Raw genomic sequence first — 16,043 nt, 5'->3', positions numbered from 1 at the left:
CGCTGGCTGCTGATGGCCTTCGCATGGCTGTGCGTGGTGCTCGGCCTGATCGGCGTGATCGTGCCCGGCATGCCGACCACCGTCTTCATCCTGATGGCCGCCTGGGCCGCGGCGCGCAGCTCGCCACGCATGCACGCCTGGCTCTATGCGCACCGTCTGTTCGGTCCGCTGCTGCGCGACTGGGACGACGGCGGCAGGGTCTCGCGCCGCGTGAAGTGGATCGCCACGCTCACGATGGGCGCGAGCGCCGTCCTGGTCTGGCATGGCATCCGCCTGGCCTGGGTGGTGGGCCTGGTGCTGGGGACGATGACGGTGGTGCTGGTCTGGCTCTGGCTGCGGCCCGAACCCGACCGTCGCTAGGCTAGGGGGGCGCTGCCGCCGGCGGTTCTCCGGCGTCCGGCGCCCGTTCCCGTCGTTCCCGTTCCCTTTGTTCCCGTTCCTGTCGCTCCTGTTCGCGCGGAATGATCCGCAGCCGTTCGGGACTGATCTGGCGGGCGAGTCGATGCGGCTCGGTGGCGGCGAGGTCGGCCGGCACCAGGCCGACGATCGCCAGCGCGCCCTGGCTCCAGGCGAAATACCCGAGGTTCGCGAGCGCCAGCACGATCACCGCCGCGCGCGCCATGGTGCTCAGTCCCCGATGCGGCGTGGCCGCACGCTGAGGTCCGAGGTGGTGATCGACTGCAGCCCGGCGGCGGTGCGCACCCGCAGCTCGCCACCCCAGCCGATGCCCTCGCACCAGCCGCTGGTGCCGTCGCTCAGATCGACCTCGCGCCCGCGCAGGGCGTCGCGCGCGGCGAAGCGCTCGGCGAACGGCGCCAGGCCGCGAACGCCGAATGCCAGCAGGTCGCGCGCCAGCGGCGGGGCGATGTCGCGCAGCACGTCGGCGGCGGTGGCCCCGGGCCGCCATTCCCGCACCCAGGCCGGTGGCGCGCGCAGGCCCGCGGCCTCGCGCGGGCCGACGTTGATGCCGATGCCGATCACGAGATAGCGTGGCGCCGGGGCGGTCGGCCCCGCCGTCGCGACGCCGCCGGCGGACCGGCCCGCGACATCCGCCGTGGCGATGGTCGATGCCCCGGCGGCCACCGGCGAGGCGGTCTCGATGAGGATGCCGGCGAGCTTGCGGTCGTCCGACAGCCACAGGTCGTTGGGCCATTTCAACCGCACCCCGGCCGCGCCATCGGGGTCGAGGCTGTCGGCCACGCTGGCGCCGACCGCCAGCGAAAGGCCCGACCAGTCGCGGGGCGCGAACGGCAGGCCGAGGGAGAAGGTGAGCGAGATCGCCTGCGGGTCCGGCCCGGTGCCGCGCCGCGATGCCGGATCCGTCGGCGAGGCCGCCTTCGCAGCGGCGTCCGTGCCGCCCCCGGCGCTCTCCCAGGGCCGGCCGAGCCGACCACGCCCGGCGCTCTGGCGCTCCGCCACCAGCAGCACCGGTGCGGTGTCGCCGGCGCGCGCGCGGCGCATGAGCTCGGTGTTGGTGGAGTCGATCTCCGCCACGATCTCGATCCGCAACTGCGGCAGCAGCGGCGCCAGCGCGGCCGAGAGTTCGGGCAGGTGCCAGGCGCCGGCCATGTCAGTCCCCGGCCGGATCGCCGGCCCGCTCCGATGGCGCCGTGCCCTTCGCCTTCGCGCGCTTCCTGTCCTTCTTGCCTTTCTTGTCCCTGGACTTCCCCTTGGCCTTCGATCCGGCCCGGCCTCCGGCCTCGGGATCGTCCGATACGACGCTTTCGGCACGCGTCTTCTTCCTGTTCTTCTTCTTCTTTTTCTTCTTTTCCGGCTCCGGCTTGGGAGCGAGCAGGGTGCCGCGGCAGGTCTCGGCGCCGCACCAGCAGGGAAACTCCGCCAGCAGTTCGGGCGTGTAGGGCAGGTCGATCACCAGCCCGTAGTCGTAGTTGAGCTCCTCGCCGGCGGCGATGTCGCGCAGCGCCTTGATGAAGATGCGGCCGTCGATCTCGTCGGTCTCGCAGTTGGGATCGCAGGCATGGTTGATCCAGCGGGATGCGTTGCCATCGACCCGGCCGTCGATCACGTGCTTGTCGTCGATGTGGAAGTAGAACGTGTGCTGGGGCTGCGCGGGATCGTGCGGATGGCGGCGCAGCGCTTCCTTCCAGCTGATGACCTCGCCCTTGTATTCGATGAGCGTCTCGCCCGCGGCGATGTCGCGCACGGCGAAGACGCCCTTGCCATGCACGCCGGATCGGCGGGTCTGGATGCGGCGGCCGGTGGCCGGTGGGGTTTTTGAAGGCATCGCCGAAGTCTGATAGTTTGAATAGGCACACATGCGCGTGCATGCGTGCGCCCGCGAGAGCGGCGCATTGTAAGGACGCGATTCCGGCCTTGCCGGGCGTCCTGGCAGCGGCCTCGCCCCCACCTTGAATGACGGATCCATGAAGACTTTGGTAATTGCAGAAAAGCCCTCGGTGGCGCAGGACATCGTCCGCGCGCTCACGCCCACGGCTGGCAAGTTCGAGAAGCACGACGAATTTTTCGAGAGCGACACCTATGTCGTGACCAGCGCGGTCGGCCACCTGGTCGAGATCCAGGCGCCGGAGGAGTTCGACGTCAAGCGCGGCAAGTGGAGCTTCGCCAACCTGCCCGTGATCCCGCCGCGCTTCGACCTCAAGCCGGTCGACAAGACCAAGACGCGCCTGAACGCGGTGGTCCGGCAGGCCAGGCGCAAGGACGTGACGCAGATCATCAATGCCTGCGACGCCGGGCGCGAGGGCGAACTCATCTTCCGCCTGATCGAGCAGTACGCCGGCGGCGCCAAGCCGCTGGGCAAGCCGGTGCGGCGCCTGTGGCTGCAGTCGATGACGCCGCAGGCCATCCGCGACGGCTTCGAGCACCTGCGCAGCGAGGCGCAGATGCAGGGCCTGGCCGATGCCGCGCGCTCGCGCTCGGAGGCCGACTGGCTGGTCGGCATCAACGGCACGCGCGCCATGACCGCCTTCAACTCGCGCGACGGCGGCTTCTTCCTCACCACCGTGGGCCGCGTGCAGACGCCGACCCTGTCGGTGGTGGTCGAGCGCGAGGAGAAGATCCGCAAATTCGTCGTGCGCGACTACTGGGAGGTCCACGGCACCTTCGAGGCGCAGGCCGGCGCCTATCCGGGCAAGTGGTTCGATCCGCAGTTCAGGAAGCCGCCGCCGGGCCCGGACGGCATCGCCGACCCGGAGCAGCGCGCCGATCGCGTCTGGAGCGAGCGCGAGGCGCGCGAGATCGCCGAGGCCGCGCGCGGCAAGCCCGCCACCGTCACCGAGGAGAGCAAGCCCACCACGCAGGCCTCGCCCCTGCTGTTCGACCTGACCTCGCTGCAGCGCGAGGCCAATGGCCGCTTCGGCTTCTCGGCCAAGACCACCCTGGCGTTGGCGCAGAGCCTCTACGAGCGCCACAAGGCGCTGACCTATCCCCGGACCGACTCGCGCGCGCTGCCCGAGGACTACCTGCCGGTGGTGAAGAACACCATGGCCATGCTCGCCAGCAGCGGCATGCGCCATCTCGCGCCCTTCGCGCAGCAGGCCGTCGACGGCGGCTATGTCAAGCCGAGCAAGCGCATCTTCGACAACGCCAAGGTGTCGGACCACTTCGCCATCATCCCCACGCTGCAGGCACCCAGCGGCCTGTCGGAGGCCGAGCAGAAGCTCTACGACTTCGTCGTGCGGCGCTTCCTGTCGGTGTTCTTCCCCAGCGCCGAATTCCAGGTCACGACCCGCATCAGCACGGTCGAGCAGGGCGGCAGGAAATACCCGTTCCGCAGCGACGGCAAGGTGCTGGTCAAGCCGGGCTGGCTGGCCATCTACGGCAAGGAGGCCGTGAACGACGACGACGAGAAGGACGGCAAGAACCTGGTGCCGGTGAAGCCGGGCGAGATCGTCAGGACCATCGCCGCCGATCCCAAGGCGCTCCGGACGCGGCCGCCGGCGCGCTACTCCGAGGCCACGCTGCTGGGCGCCATGGAAGGCGCGGGCAAGACCATCGACGACGACGAACTGCGCGAGGCCATGCAGGAGAAGGGCCTGGGCACGCCCGCCACGCGCGCCGCCATCATCGAAGGGCTGATCGCCGAGAAGTACATGTTGCGCGAAGGTCGCGAACTGATCCCGACGGCCAAGGCCTTCCAGCTCATGACCCTGCTGCGCGGGCTGGGCGTGGAGGAGCTGTCCAAGGCCGAGCTGACCGGCGACTGGGAATACAAGCTCGCGCAGATGGAACGCGGCGCGCTCAGCCGCGACACCTTCATGCGCGAGATCGCCGAGATGACGCAGCACATCGTGCGCAAGGCCAAGGAGTACGACCGCGACACCGTGCCCGGCGACTATGCGACGCTGCAGTCGCCCTGTCCCAACTGCGGCGGCGTGGTGCGGGAGAACTACCGGCGCTACACCTGCGTGGGCAAGCCCGGCGCGCCCGAGGGCTGCGGCTTCTCGTTCGGCAAGTCGCCCGCCGGGCGCACCTTCGAGGTCGCCGAGGCCGAGCAGCTGCTGGCCGACCGGCGCATCGGCCCGCTCGAGGGCTTCCGCTCCAAGGCCGGCTGGCCCTTCACCTCCGAGATCGTCATCAAGTACGACGAGGAAGCCAAGAACTTCAAGCTCGAGTTCGACTTCGGCGACGACAAGAACGCCGAGTCCGGCGAGATCGTCGACTTCAGCCAGCAGGACACGCTCGGGCCCTGCCCGGTGTGCGGCGCGCCGGTGTTCGAGCATGGCGCCAATTACGTCTGCGAGAAGTCGGTGCCCACGCAGGACCAGCCGACCCCCAGCTGCACCTTCAAGACCGGCAAGATCATCCTGACGCAGCCGGTCGAGCGCGACCAGGTGGAGAAGCTGCTGGCCACCGGCAAGACCGACCTGCTGGACAAGTTCGTCTCGATGCGCACGCGGCGCACCTTCAAGGCCTTCCTGGCCTGGAGCAAGGACGAGGGCAAGGTGATCTTCGAATTCGCGCCGCGCGAAGGCGGCAGCAAGTTCCCGCCGCGCAAGACCTTCGCGAAGGCCGCGCCGGCGGCGAAGAAGACGGCGGCCGGCAAGACCGCCGCCGCCAAGACCACCGCCGCGGCGAAGAAGGCCGCCGCCCCGAAGGCGCCGCGCAAGACCACGGCCGGCACCGGCCTCAAGCCCAGCGAGGCGCTGGCCGCGGTGATCGGCACCGAGCCCGTGGCGCGCACCGAGGTCATCAAGAAGCTCTGGGACTACATCAAGGCCCACGGCCTGCAGGACGCGGCCAACAAGCGCGCCATCAATGCCGACGCCAAGCTCAAGGCGGTGTTCGGCAAGGACCAGGTGACGATGTTCGAGCTGGCCGGCATCGTCGGCAAGCACCTGAGCGCCTGAGCGCCCGGGGGGCGGGTCGCCCGTGGCGGCCCGGCCCGGGCGCGCGCGGGCCTACTTCTCGGCGAAGGCGCGCTCGACGACGAAATCGCCGGGCGTGGAGGTGTTGCCTTCCTTGAAGCCGCGCGCCTCCAGCATGTGCTTGAGGTCGACCAGCATGCCGGGGCTGCCGCACAGCATCACGCGGTCCTCGGCGGCGTTCAGGGGCGGCAGGCCCAGGTCGTCGGTGAGCTTGTTGCTCTCGACCAGCTCGGTGATGCGGCCCATGTTGCGGTATTCCTCGCGCGTCACGGTCGGGTAGTACAGCAGCTGCTTCTCGATCATCTCGCCCAGGATCTCGTGGCGCGGGAGGTGGTCGACGACCAGATCGTGATAGGCCAGCTCGTCGATCTGGCGCACGCCGTGCACCAGGATCACCTGCTCGAACTTCTCGTAGGTCTCCGGGTCGCGGATGATGCTCATGAAGGGCGCCAGGCCGGTGCCGGTGCCGAACAGGTAGAGCCGCTTGCCCGGCAGCGTGTAGTCGATCAGCAAGGTGCCGGTGGGCTTGCGGCCCACCACGATGGTGTCGCCGACCTGGATGTGCTGCAGCCGCGAGGTCAGCGGGCCGTCATCGACCTTGATGCTCAGGAACTCCAGGTATTCCTCGTAGTTGGGGCTGGCGATGCTATAGGCGCGCAGCAGCGGCTTGTCGTTGACCCGCAACCCGATCATGGTGAAGTGGCCGTTGGAGAAGCGCAGCGCCGGATCGCGCGTGGTGGTGAAGGTGAACAGGCGGTCGGTCCAGTGGTGGACCGACAGGACGCGTTCTTCGCTGAATGCACTCATGGGAGAAAAGACTCGAAGGAGGATTGACGGGATGGCGGCGACGAATGCTTGGCGGAAGGGCTGGCGGCGTCAACCGGTCGGAGGCCTGCGATTGTCTTCGACCCGTGGCGACGCCATCGCGGGCGGGGTCAAACGCCGATGCCCTTATGCTCGCCCACCGTGCGCGTGTCCGCTGCGGGACACGTCGCCCATCCGCCCATTCCAGGACCCAAGGAGCCTTTCCGTGATCCACCCGCCCTCCGCCCTCGTCGCCACGGCCGCCTTCGCCGCCGCCACGCTGTTCCCCGCGCACGCGCAGCCGGCCCAGGGCGCCCAGGGCAACGCGCAGGGGGTCATCAAGATCGGCGAACTCAACAGCTACAAGGCCCAGCCGGCCTTCCTGGAGCCCTACAAGAAGGGCATGGAGCTGGCGGTCGCCCAGATCAACGCCGCCGGCGGCGTCAACGGGCGCCGGCTCGAACTCGTCACGCGCGACGACAACGCCAACCCTGGCGATGCCGTGCGGGTGGCCGAGGAGCTGGTGTCGCGCGAGAAGGTCGACGTGCTCACCGGCACCTTCCTCTCCAACACCGGCCTGGCCGTGGCCGACTTCGCCAAGCAGCGCAAGTTCTTCTTCCTGGCCGGCGAGCCGCTGACCGACAAGATGACCTGGCAGGGCGGCAACGCCTACACGTTCCGCCTGCGTCCGGGGACCTACATGCAGGCGGCGATGCTGGTGCCCGAGGCCGTCAAGCTGAAGAAGAAGCGCTGGGCGGTGGTCTATCCCAACTACGAATACGGCCAGTCGGCCGTGACGGCCTTCAAGACGCTCCTGAAGGCGGCGCAGCCCGATGTCGAGTTCGTCGCCGAGCAGGCGCCGCCGCTGGGCAAGGTCGATGCCGGCAGCGTGGTGCAGGCGCTGGCCGATGCCAAGCCCGATGCCATCTTCAACGTGCTGTTCGCGGCCGACCTGTCGAAGTTCGTGCGCGAGGGCAACACGCGCGGCCTGTTCAAGGACCGCCCGGTGGTCAGCGTGCTGACCGGCGAGCCCGAATACCTCGACGCCCTCAAGGACGAGACGCCCGACGGCTGGATCGTCACCGGCTACCCCTGGTACGGCATCCAGACGCCCGAGCACAAGGCCTTCTTCCTGGCCTATCACGACAAGTACAAGGACTATCCGCGCCTGGGCTCGGTGGTCGGCTACGCGATGATCAAGTCGGCTGCCGCCGGCCTCGCCAGGGCCGGGAGCACCGACAGCGCGAAGCTCGCGCAGGCGTTCAAGGGCCTGCAGGTCGACACCCCCTTCGGCCGCATCACCTACCGCGCCGAGGACCACCAGTCGACCATGGGCGCCTTCGTCGGCCGGACCAAGAACGACAACGGCAAGGGCGTGATGGTCGATTTCGCCTACCGCGACGGCGCGAAGTTCCAGCCGGGCGCCGACGACGTCAGGAAGTCGCGCAGCCCCGACTGAGCGCGCATGAGCTTCTCGGGCTTCGTCGTCCAGCTGCTCAACGGCCTGGCCGGCGCGTCGTCGCTGTTCCTGGTGGCCGCCGGGCTGTCGCTGATCTTCGGCGTCACGCGCATCGTCAACTTCGCGCACGGCTCGTTCTACATGGTGGGCATCTACACGGCCTACACGCTGGTCGAGCATTTCGGCGGCAGCCTGGGCTTCTGGCCGGCGCTGCTGCTGGCGGCGCTGGCCGTGGGCGTGCTGGGCGCGGTGGTCGAGGTGCTGCTGCTGCGGCGCATCTACAAGGCGCCCGAACTGTTCCAGCTGCTGGCCACCTTCGCATTGGTGCTGGTCATCAAGGACGCGGCGCTGTGGCTGTGGGGGCCTGAGGAGCTGCTCGGCCCGCGCGCCCCGGGCCTGCGCGGCTCGGTCGAGATCCTGGGGCGGCAGTTCCCGTCGTACGACCTGTTCCTGATCGCGGTCGGTCCGCTGGTGCTGGCGGCGGTGTGGCTGCTGCTCGCGCGCACGCGCTTCGGCACGCTGGTGCGCGCGGCCACGCAGGACCGCGACATGGTCAGCGCGCTGGGCGTGAACCAGGCCTGGCTGTTCACGGCGGTGTTCGCCCTGGGCGCGGCGCTCGCCGGGCTGGGCGGCGCGCTGCAGCTGCCGCGCGAGCCCGCCACGCTGGAGATGGACCTCAACGTCATCGGCGCCGCCTTCGTGGTGGTGGTGGTCGGTGGCATGGGCTCGCTGCCCGGGGCCTATGTGGCGGCCCTGCTCATCGCCGAGCTCAAGGCGGTATGCATCTGGCTCGGCGTGGTGGAGGTGCTGGGGGTCGCGGTGTCGTTCTCCAAGCTGACGCTGGTGGTGGACTTCCTGGTCATGGCCGTGGTGCTGGTGTGGCGGCCGTGGGGCCTCATGGGCCGGCCGCAGGCAGCCGACCGGCATGCCGCGGCCACGCCGGAGACGCCGCTGCGCCGTCCGCACCGCGCCTACGTGGTGGCGGTGGGGCTGCTGATGGCGGGGCTGGCGGCGGTGCCGTTCCTGGCGGCCGACTCGCCCTACACGCTGGTGCTGCTGGTCGACCTGCTGATCGCGGCATTGTTCGCGGCCAGCCTGCATTTCCTGATGGGACCGGCGGGCATGAACTCGTTCGGCCACGCGGCCTATTTCGGACTCGGAGCCTACGGCGCGGCCCTGCTGGCGCGCGCGAGCGGCGTGCCCATGGTCTTGGCGCTGGCGGCCGCGCCGCTGGTGGCGGCGACCGGGGCGCTGGTCTTCGGCTGGTTCTCGGTGCGGCTCTCGGGGGTCTACATGGCGATGCTCACGCTCGCCTTCGCGCAGATCACCTGGGCCGTCACCTACCAGTGGGATGCCTTCACCGGCGGCAGCAACGGCCTGACCGGCGTCTGGCCGGCGCCCTGGCTGGCCGACCGGCGCGCCTACTACGCGCTGGTGCTGATGCTGGTGGCGCTGGGCGTCTGGGGTCTGCGCCGGGTGCTGTTCTCGCCCTTCGGCCAGGCCCTGCGGGCCGGACGCGACTCGCCCCTGCGCGCCGACGCCATCGGCATCGACCTCAAGCGCCTGCAGTGGATGGCCTTCGTCATCGCCGGCACGGTGGCCGGGCTGGCCGGCGCGCTGTATGCCTTCTCCAAGGGCAGCATCTCGCCCGAGTCGATGTCGATCGGCCGCTCGGTCGACGCGCTGGCGATGGTGCTGCTCGGCGGCGTGCAGACGCTGGCCGGGCCGGTGGTCGGCGCCGTCACCTTCACCTGGCTGCACGACACGGTGGCGCGCAACACCGACTACTGGCGCGCCGTGCTGGGCGGCATCATCCTGGGGCTGGTGCTGCTGTTCCCGCGCGGCATCGCGGGCGCGGCCCAGCAGCTGACCGAATGGGTCGCGCGGCGCATCGGACGCGCCGACCGCACGGAGCACGCGCCATGACGACCGTCGCCCGCGCCCCGGCGGCATCGGCATCGGCATCGGCATCGACGTCCCCCCTGCTGCGCGTCACCGGCCTGGGCAAGTCCTTCGGCGGCGTCACGGCGGTCGACGACGTCGCCTTCGATCTCGCGCCGGGCGAACTGCTGGCGCTGATCGGTCCCAACGGCGCCGGCAAGTCGACCACCTTCAACATGCTCAACGGCCAGCTGCGCGCCGATCGCGGCTCCATCGCGCTCGGCGGGGTCGAGCTGGTGGGGCGCCGGCCGCGCGAGATCTGGCGCCTGGGCGTGGGGCGCACCTTCCAGATCGCCGAGACCTTCGCCTCGCTCAGCGTGGTGGAGAACGTGCAGATGGCGCTGCTCTCGCACGACCGCCGGCTGTGGTCGATGTGGCAGCGTGCCGCCGACCACCGGCGCGACGACGCGCTGGCGCTGCTCGAGCAGGTCGGCATGCGCGCGCAGGCCGACCGGCCGGCCGGCGTGCTCGCCTATGGCGACGTCAAGCGCATCGAGCTCGCCATCGCGCTGGCCCACGACCCGCGCCTGCTGCTGATGGACGAGCCCACCGCCGGCATGGCGCCGGGCGAGCGCCACGCGCTGATGGCATTGACGCGCCGGCTGGTCAACGAGCGCGGCACGGCGGTGCTGTTCACCGAGCACAGCATGGACGTGGTCTTCGCGCATGCCGATCGCATCATCGTGTTGGCGCGTGGCCGGTTGATCGCGCAGGGCGCGCCGGCCGAGATCCGGGCCCATCCGAAGGTGCGGGAGGTCTACTTCGGCAGCGGACGCACGTTCGGGGAAGGGTCGGCGCCATGAGCCCGGACGCGCCGGGACCGGTGCTGCTGGAGGCCCGCGGGCTGCGCGCCTGGTATGGCGCCGCGCAGATCCTGCATGGCATCGACCTCGACGTGCGCGCCGGCGAGGTGGTGGCGCTGATGGGGCGCAATGGCGCGGGCAAGTCGACCACCCTCAAGGCGCTGATCGGCCTGCTCGGTCCGCGGGGCCGGCGGCGTGGCGCGGTGCGCTTCCTGGGCCACGACCTGTCCGATGCCGAGCCCCACGAGGCCGCGCGCCTGGGCCTGGGCTACGTGCCGGAGGATCGCCGCATCTTCACCGACCTGAGCGTGCTGGAGAACCTGGAGGTCGGCCGCCAGCCCGCCCGGCGCCGGCCGGGCGATGCGGCCGATGCCGCGCCCGCCCCGGCCTGGACGCCCGAGCGCCTGTTCGCCCTGTTCCCCAACCTGGGGGAGATGCCGCGGCGCCCCGGCGGGCGCATGAGCGGCGGTGAACAGAAGATGCTGACCGTGGCGCGCACGCTGATGGGCAACCCCTGGGTGGTGCTGCTCGACGAACCGTCCGAGGGCGTGGCGCCGGTCATCGTCGAGCAGATGGCCGGCATGATCCTTGCGCTCAAGGCGCAGGGCGTGAGCATCCTGCTGTCGGAGCAGAACACCCATTTCGCGGCGCTGGTGGCCGATCGCGCCTGCGTGCTGGAGAAGGGCGAGGTCCGCTTCCGGGGTTCGATGGCCGAGCTGGCCGCGAATGCCGAGGTGCGGCGCCAGTTCCTCGACCTGTGAGCGCGCCGGCCGCCGGCCCAGCCCCGATCATCCTTCCTTCCCACGGAGTCGTCCCATGCATCGCAGAACCTTCCTCCACGCCGGCGCCGCGCTCGGACTCGTCGGTCTGGCGCCGCATTTCGCCGCCAGCGCCGCCGCCACGATCACGCCGGGCGCGCGCGCCGCGCTGATCGTGGTCGACGTCCAGAACTGCTTCGTCGATGGCGGCACGCTGCCGGTCAAGGGCGGCGCCGAGGTCGTGCCGGTCATCAACCGGCTCGCCAGCGCCTTCGAGAACATCGTCGTCACCCAGGACTGGCACACGGCCGGCCATGCGTCCTTTGCCACCAGCCATGCCGGCAGGAAGCCCTTCGAGACCACGCAGCTGAGCTATGGAGCGCAGGTGCTGTGGCCCGACCACTGCGTCCAGGGCACCGAGGACGCCGCGCTGCACAAGGACCTCCAGCTGCCGACCGCGCAGGTCATCGTGCGCAAAGGCTTCCACAAGGACGTCGACAGCTACTCGGCGTTCCAGGAGGCCGATCGCAAGACCTCCACCGGCCTGGGCGGCTATCTGAAGCAGCGCGGCATCCGGACGGTGTTCGTCACCGGCCTGGCGACCGACTTCTGCGTCGCCTGGACCGCGCTCGATGCCCGCAAGGCCGGCTTCGAGACCTATGTGATCGAGGACGCCACGCGCGCCATCGATCTGAACGGCTCGCTCGCGGCGGCCTGGAAGCGGATGGCGGCCAATGGCGTCAGGCGCATCCGGTCGACGGACATCATCGGCTGACCCGCCCCGGTCTGCGCGCACGTCGTGTCGCTTCGCCGACCCCCTTGCAGGGGGCGACACCGGTGGCCCGGCAGAGCCGGTTCCACGATGTTTCCCCGGCCTGGCGCCGTGATGGTTGCGATCAGACGTCAGGTCCGGATCGCAGCAGTCCTTCGATCTGCGCGTCCTTGAAGCTCCAGATCTCGCCCAGCCAGCGGTGGAAGTCGCCGCGATAGGCGGCATCGCCCTCGTAGTCGCCATGGCCGAAGGCCGCCGGGATCGGCACCTCGCGGGCGCGCAGGACCACCCGCGTCGTGCGCCCGCACAGGAAATCCCAGAAGCTCGGCACGCCATCGGGGTAGACGATGGTCACGTCCACCAGCGACTGGAACTTGCCATCCATGGCGTCGAGCGCCAGGGCCAGGGCGCCGGCCTTGGGCTTGAGCAGGTGGCGATAGGGCGAGGACTGCGCGCGGTGCTTCTGCGGCGTGAAGCGCGTGCCCTCGGCGAAGTTCATCACGCTGGTGGGCACCAGGGCGAACTTCGCGCAGGCGCGGCGCGTGGTCTCGCGGTCCTGCTGGCGCAGCGCCGGGTTCCGGCGCAGGTCGGCCTTGCCATGGCGCTTCATGAACGGGAAGTCGAGCGCCCACCACGCCAGGCCGATCACCGGCACGTAGATCAGCTGCTGCTTGAGGAAGAACTTCAGCAGCGGGATGTGGCGGTTGAACACGCGCTGGAGCACGAAGATGTCGACCCACGACTGGTGGTTGGCATTGACCAGGTACCAGCCCCGGTAGGCCAGGGCGTCGACGCCCCGCACGTCCCACGTGGTGCGCTGCGTCAGCCGCATCCAGGCGCCATTGCAGGCGATCCAGGCCGTGGCGATGGCGTTGAGCACCGGATCGATGCGCCGCCGCACCGCCGCGAACGGCAGCGCCAGCTTCACCAGCGCGCAGACGAAAAGCAATGCGCACCAGAACAAGGTGTTGATCACCAGCAGCAGGAACGCGACGACGCCGCGGACGACGGGGGGAAGGAAGCCGAGCATGGAGGGATGGGGAAGAGAGGGGGGAGTGGAAGTGGGAGCGAGGAGGGGAGGGACGCAGGCAAGGGCAAGCGCGCATTGTCCGGCCACGCCAGCGGCCGAGAATCGTGCACCTTCCCGCTTTTCCAACGTCCACGCAGCCAGAGACAAGACTCATGCCTTCCCTCACGTCCGCCGACTCCCGCTCCGCTTCGTCGCCATCCGCCCCCGGGCTCGACGCGGCCACCACGCTGCCCGCCGATGCCGCGCGCGCGATGCTCGTCGGTCGCCTGTGGCAACCCGGCGTCGGGCCGGTGCTGGTGGCGGTGCATGCGGGCGCGCTGCACGATCTGTCGCGTCTCGCGCCCACCGCCAGCCAGCTGCTCGAAGGCGACGATCCCGCCGGCGCCGTGCGCGCCGCGCTGGCCGATGGCGCCGCGCCGCGCATCGCGTCGCTCGATGAGGTGCTGGCCACGGCCTGGCCGGCCGATCGCGTCGCCGAGGATGACGACGGCTCGCTGCGACTGCTCGCGCCGTGCGACCTGCAGGCCGTCAAGGCCAGCGGCGTGACCTTCATCGAGAGCCTGCTGGAGCGCGTGATCGAGGAGCAGGCGCGCGGCGACGCCTCGCGCGCCGAGGCCACCCGCGCGGCCCTGGGCGACGTGCTGGGCGACAACCTGCGCGGCATCGTGCCCGGCTCCCCCGAGGCGGCGCGCGTGAAGGAGGTGCTGATCGCGCAGGGCGCGTGGTCGCAGTACCTGGAGGTGGGCATCGGCCCGGATGCCGAGATCTTCACCAAGGCGCCGGTGCTGGCCGCCGTCGGCACCGGCGCGCAGGTCGGCATCCATTCGGGCTCGGTCTGGAACAACCCCGAGCCGGAGGTCGTGCTGGCCGTCGACAGCCAGGGCCGCGTGAAGGGCGCGGCCCTGGGCAACGACGTCAACCTGCGCGACTTCGAAGGCCGCAGCGCCCTGCTGCTGGGCAAGGCCAAGGACAACAACGCCTCGTGCGCCATCGGCCCGTTCATCCGCCTGTTCGACGCCGACTTCGGCATCGACGACGTGCGCCGCATCACGGTGGGCCTGCGCGTCGACGGGCCGGAGGGCTTCGTGATGGAGGGGTCGAGCTCGCTGTCGAAGATCAGCCGCGATCCGCTCGACCTGGTGGGCCAGGCCATCGGCGTGCACCACGCCTATCCCGACGGCCTGATGCTGTTCCTGGGCACCATGTTCGCGCCGACGCAGGACCGCCATGGCCCCGGCCAGGGCTTCACCCACGTGGTGGGTGATCGCGTGCGCATCGCCGCGCCCGAGCTCGGCGCGCTGGTCAACCGCGTGGCGCACGCCGACCAGGCGCCGCGCTGGACCTTCGGCATCGCGGCGCTGATGAGGAACCTGGCCGGGCGCGGGCTGCTCTGAGGGGCGCGGACGGCGCTGCCGGCGTGTGACGCGGGACCGCATCGCGGCGCCTCACGCCGCCACGCGCAGGGCCCTGCGGTACTGCACCGCCTCGGCCACGTGCGCCACCTGCACCTCGGCGGCGCCGGCCAGGTCGGCCACGGTGCGCGCCACCTTGAGCGCGCGATGCGTGCCGCGCGCCGACCAGCCCAGCTTGGCGGCGGCGGCGTGCATGAACTTCAGCGCGGCGGGGTCGAGTGCGGCATGGCGGTCGATGTCGGCGCCCTGCAGCATCTGGTTGGGCCGGCCCTGGCGCGCCATGGCGAGGTCGCGCGCGGCGACCACGCGCGCTCGGATGACGGCGGTCGATTCGCCGGCCGCGGCGGCGGCGGTGTCGAGCAGTTCCTGCGCCGGGATCGCCGGCACCTCGATGTGCAGGTCGATGCGGTCGAGCAGCGGGCCGCTGAGCTTGCCCTGGTAGCGCAGCACCTGGTCGGGCGTGCAGCGGCAGGCCTTCTGCGCCGAGCCCAGGTGGCCGCAGGGACACGGATTCATGGCCGCGACGAGCTGGAAGCGGGCCGGGAACTCGGCGCGGCGGGCGGCGCGCGCGATGGTGATGGTGCCGGTCTCCAGCGGCTCGCGCAGGGCTTCGAGCGCGGCGCGGGAGAACTCCGGGAACTCGTCGAGGAACAGGACCCCGTGGTGCGCCAGCGAGATCTCGCCCGGGCGCGGCGGCGAGCCCCCGCCCACCAGCGCGACGGCGCTGGCGGTGTGGTGCGGGCTGCCGGTCGGCCGGCGCATCCAGTGCGCCGGCACGAAGCGGCCGGCCAGGCTGGCGACGGCCGCGCTCTGCAGCGCCTCGTCGACCGTCATGGCCGGCAGCAGGCCGGCGAAGCGCTGTGCCAGCATCGACTTGCCCGAGCCCGGTGGGCCGACCATCAGCAGGCTGTGGCCACCGGCCGCCGCGATCTCCAGCACCCGCTTGGCGCCGGCATGGCCCTTGACGTCGGCCAGGTCGGCATAGGCCGGGAGATCGCTGGCGGCGGCGGCCGGCCACAGGCGGGCCCAGCCGTCGTCCTCGACGGCCGCCGCTGTCGTTGCTGTCTTGTCTGTCGTCGGGACCGTGGTCCCGGGCGGAGTCGTGCCCTCGGCCGATGGCGGCAGGAAGCGGGCCACCACGTCGAGCAGGTGGCGCGCGGCGTAGACCTCGGCGCCGGGCACCAGCGCGGCCTCCCGCGCACTGTCGGGGGGCAGCACCAGCCGGGTCGCGACCCGGTGCGTGAGCAGCGCCAGCGCCATCGCCAGGGCACCGCGCACCGGTCGCAGTTCGCCGGAGAGTGACAGCTCACCCGCGAATTCGTGCCCCGCCAGCCGCGCGCCCTCGATCTGAGCGCTCGCCGCCAGGATGCCCAATGCGATCGGCAGGTCGAAGCGACCCGAGTCCTTGGGCAGGTCGGCCGGGGCCAGGTTGACCGTGATGCGCTTGTTGTTGGGAAATTCCAGCCCGGCGTTCTGGATGGCCGAACGCACGCGTTCGCGCGCTTCCTTGACCTCCACGTCGGCCAGGCCGACCAGCGTGAAGCTCGGCAGGCCGTTGGCCAGATGCACCTCGACGGTGACCGCGGGCGCTTCCAGGCCGAGTAGTGCCCGGCTCTGCACCAAAGACAGACTCATTTTCTTCTCCCTCTTCCATTTTCCTCACCAAGATGGTGCATCGATCATCCGGTGCCCGCCGGGCCGCTCTTTTGGTGCGCCCGG

14 protein-coding genes are annotated in these 16,043 nt (G+C 70.8%); 8 read left to right on the top strand and 6 right to left on the bottom strand.

Annotated features, from left to right (window positions below):
• Window positions 1-12: 12 nt before the first annotated feature.
• Window positions 13-360, top strand: a complete 348-nt coding sequence (locus AC1MLT_RS12175; RefSeq protein ID WP_481034999.1) for a YbaN family protein — start codon at window positions 13-15, stop codon at window positions 358-360.
• 1 nt (window position 361) lies between these two features.
• Here AC1MLT_RS12175 and AC1MLT_RS12170 read toward each other — a convergent pair whose 3' ends face one another.
• From AC1MLT_RS12170 to AC1MLT_RS12160, 3 genes are read right to left on the bottom strand one after another with little or no spacing between them, the layout of a single operon-like run.
• Window positions 362-622, bottom strand: a complete 261-nt coding sequence (locus tag AC1MLT_RS12170; protein WP_481032476.1) for a hypothetical protein — start codon at window positions 620-622, stop codon at window positions 362-364.
• Window positions 623-627: 5 nt separating this feature from the next.
• Window positions 628-1,569: a biotin--[acetyl-CoA-carboxylase] ligase gene (locus tag AC1MLT_RS12165; protein WP_481032475.1), complete on the bottom strand. Its 942-nt coding sequence runs from the start codon at window positions 1,567-1,569 to the stop codon at window positions 628-630.
• A gap of 1 nt (window position 1,570) precedes the next feature.
• The gene (locus AC1MLT_RS12160) at window positions 1,571-2,245 is read right to left on the bottom strand and encodes an SET domain-containing protein (protein ID WP_481032474.1); all 675 of its coding nucleotides are present in this window, start codon (window positions 2,243-2,245) and stop codon (window positions 1,571-1,573) included.
• 139 nt (window positions 2,246-2,384) lie between these two features.
• Between AC1MLT_RS12160 and AC1MLT_RS12155 the strand changes: the two genes are divergently transcribed.
• Complete coding sequence (locus tag AC1MLT_RS12155; protein ID WP_481032473.1) at window positions 2,385-5,327, top strand: DNA topoisomerase III; 2,943 nt, start codon at window positions 2,385-2,387, stop codon at window positions 5,325-5,327.
• A gap of 51 nt (window positions 5,328-5,378) precedes the next feature.
• On the opposite strand, the gene AC1MLT_RS12150 is transcribed toward AC1MLT_RS12155, so the two are convergent.
• Complete coding sequence (locus tag AC1MLT_RS12150) at window positions 5,379-6,152, bottom strand: ferredoxin--NADP reductase (RefSeq protein ID WP_481032472.1); 774 nt, start codon at window positions 6,150-6,152, stop codon at window positions 5,379-5,381.
• Between the two features lie 223 nt (window positions 6,153-6,375).
• Here AC1MLT_RS12150 and AC1MLT_RS12145 point away from each other — a divergent pair, with 223 nt between their 5' ends.
• The 5 genes from AC1MLT_RS12145 to pncA are packed head-to-tail and all read left to right on the top strand — an operon-like array spanning window position 6,376 to window position 11,885.
• Window positions 6,376-7,608 carry an ABC transporter substrate-binding protein gene (locus AC1MLT_RS12145; RefSeq protein WP_481032471.1) on the top strand — a complete coding sequence of 411 codons (1,233 nt, stop codon included), beginning with the start codon at window positions 6,376-6,378 and terminating at the stop codon, window positions 7,606-7,608.
• A 6-nt stretch (window positions 7,609-7,614) separates the two neighbouring features.
• Complete coding sequence (locus AC1MLT_RS12140) at window positions 7,615-9,534, top strand: ABC transporter permease (protein ID WP_481032470.1); 1,920 nt, start codon at window positions 7,615-7,617, stop codon at window positions 9,532-9,534.
• Window positions 9,531-10,352 carry an ABC transporter ATP-binding protein gene (locus tag AC1MLT_RS12135; RefSeq protein WP_481032469.1) on the top strand — a complete coding sequence of 274 codons (822 nt, stop codon included), beginning with the start codon at window positions 9,531-9,533 and terminating at the stop codon, window positions 10,350-10,352. The genes AC1MLT_RS12140 and AC1MLT_RS12135 overlap by 4 nt, the downstream gene beginning before the upstream one ends.
• The gene (locus tag AC1MLT_RS12130) at window positions 10,349-11,113 is read left to right on the top strand and encodes an ABC transporter ATP-binding protein (protein WP_481032468.1); all 765 of its coding nucleotides are present in this window, start codon (window positions 10,349-10,351) and stop codon (window positions 11,111-11,113) included. The genes AC1MLT_RS12135 and AC1MLT_RS12130 overlap by 4 nt, the downstream gene beginning before the upstream one ends.
• A gap of 55 nt (window positions 11,114-11,168) precedes the next feature.
• The gene (gene pncA, locus AC1MLT_RS12125) at window positions 11,169-11,885 is read left to right on the top strand and encodes a bifunctional nicotinamidase/pyrazinamidase (RefSeq protein WP_481032467.1); all 717 of its coding nucleotides are present in this window, start codon (window positions 11,169-11,171) and stop codon (window positions 11,883-11,885) included.
• A 121-nt stretch (window positions 11,886-12,006) separates the two neighbouring features.
• On the opposite strand, the gene AC1MLT_RS12120 is transcribed toward pncA, so the two are convergent.
• On the bottom strand, window positions 12,007-12,912 hold the full coding sequence (locus AC1MLT_RS12120) for an acyltransferase (RefSeq protein WP_481032466.1): 906 nt from the start codon (window positions 12,910-12,912) through the stop codon (window positions 12,007-12,009).
• 251 nt (window positions 12,913-13,163) lie between these two features.
• On the opposite strand from AC1MLT_RS12120, the gene AC1MLT_RS12115 reads away from it, so the two are divergent.
• Complete coding sequence (locus tag AC1MLT_RS12115) at window positions 13,164-14,306, top strand: fumarylacetoacetate hydrolase family protein (protein WP_481034997.1); 1,143 nt, start codon at window positions 13,164-13,166, stop codon at window positions 14,304-14,306.
• Window positions 14,307-14,357: 51 nt separating this feature from the next.
• Here AC1MLT_RS12115 and AC1MLT_RS12110 read toward each other — a convergent pair whose 3' ends face one another.
• Window positions 14,358-15,959 carry a YifB family Mg chelatase-like AAA ATPase gene (locus AC1MLT_RS12110; protein WP_481032465.1) on the bottom strand — a complete coding sequence of 534 codons (1,602 nt, stop codon included), beginning with the start codon at window positions 15,957-15,959 and terminating at the stop codon, window positions 14,358-14,360.
• Window positions 15,960-16,043 lie beyond the last annotated feature (84 nt).

The organism is Variovorax sp. PEI5 (assembly GCF_056679935.1).
This window is presented reverse-complemented; position numbering and strand designations above follow the sequence as displayed.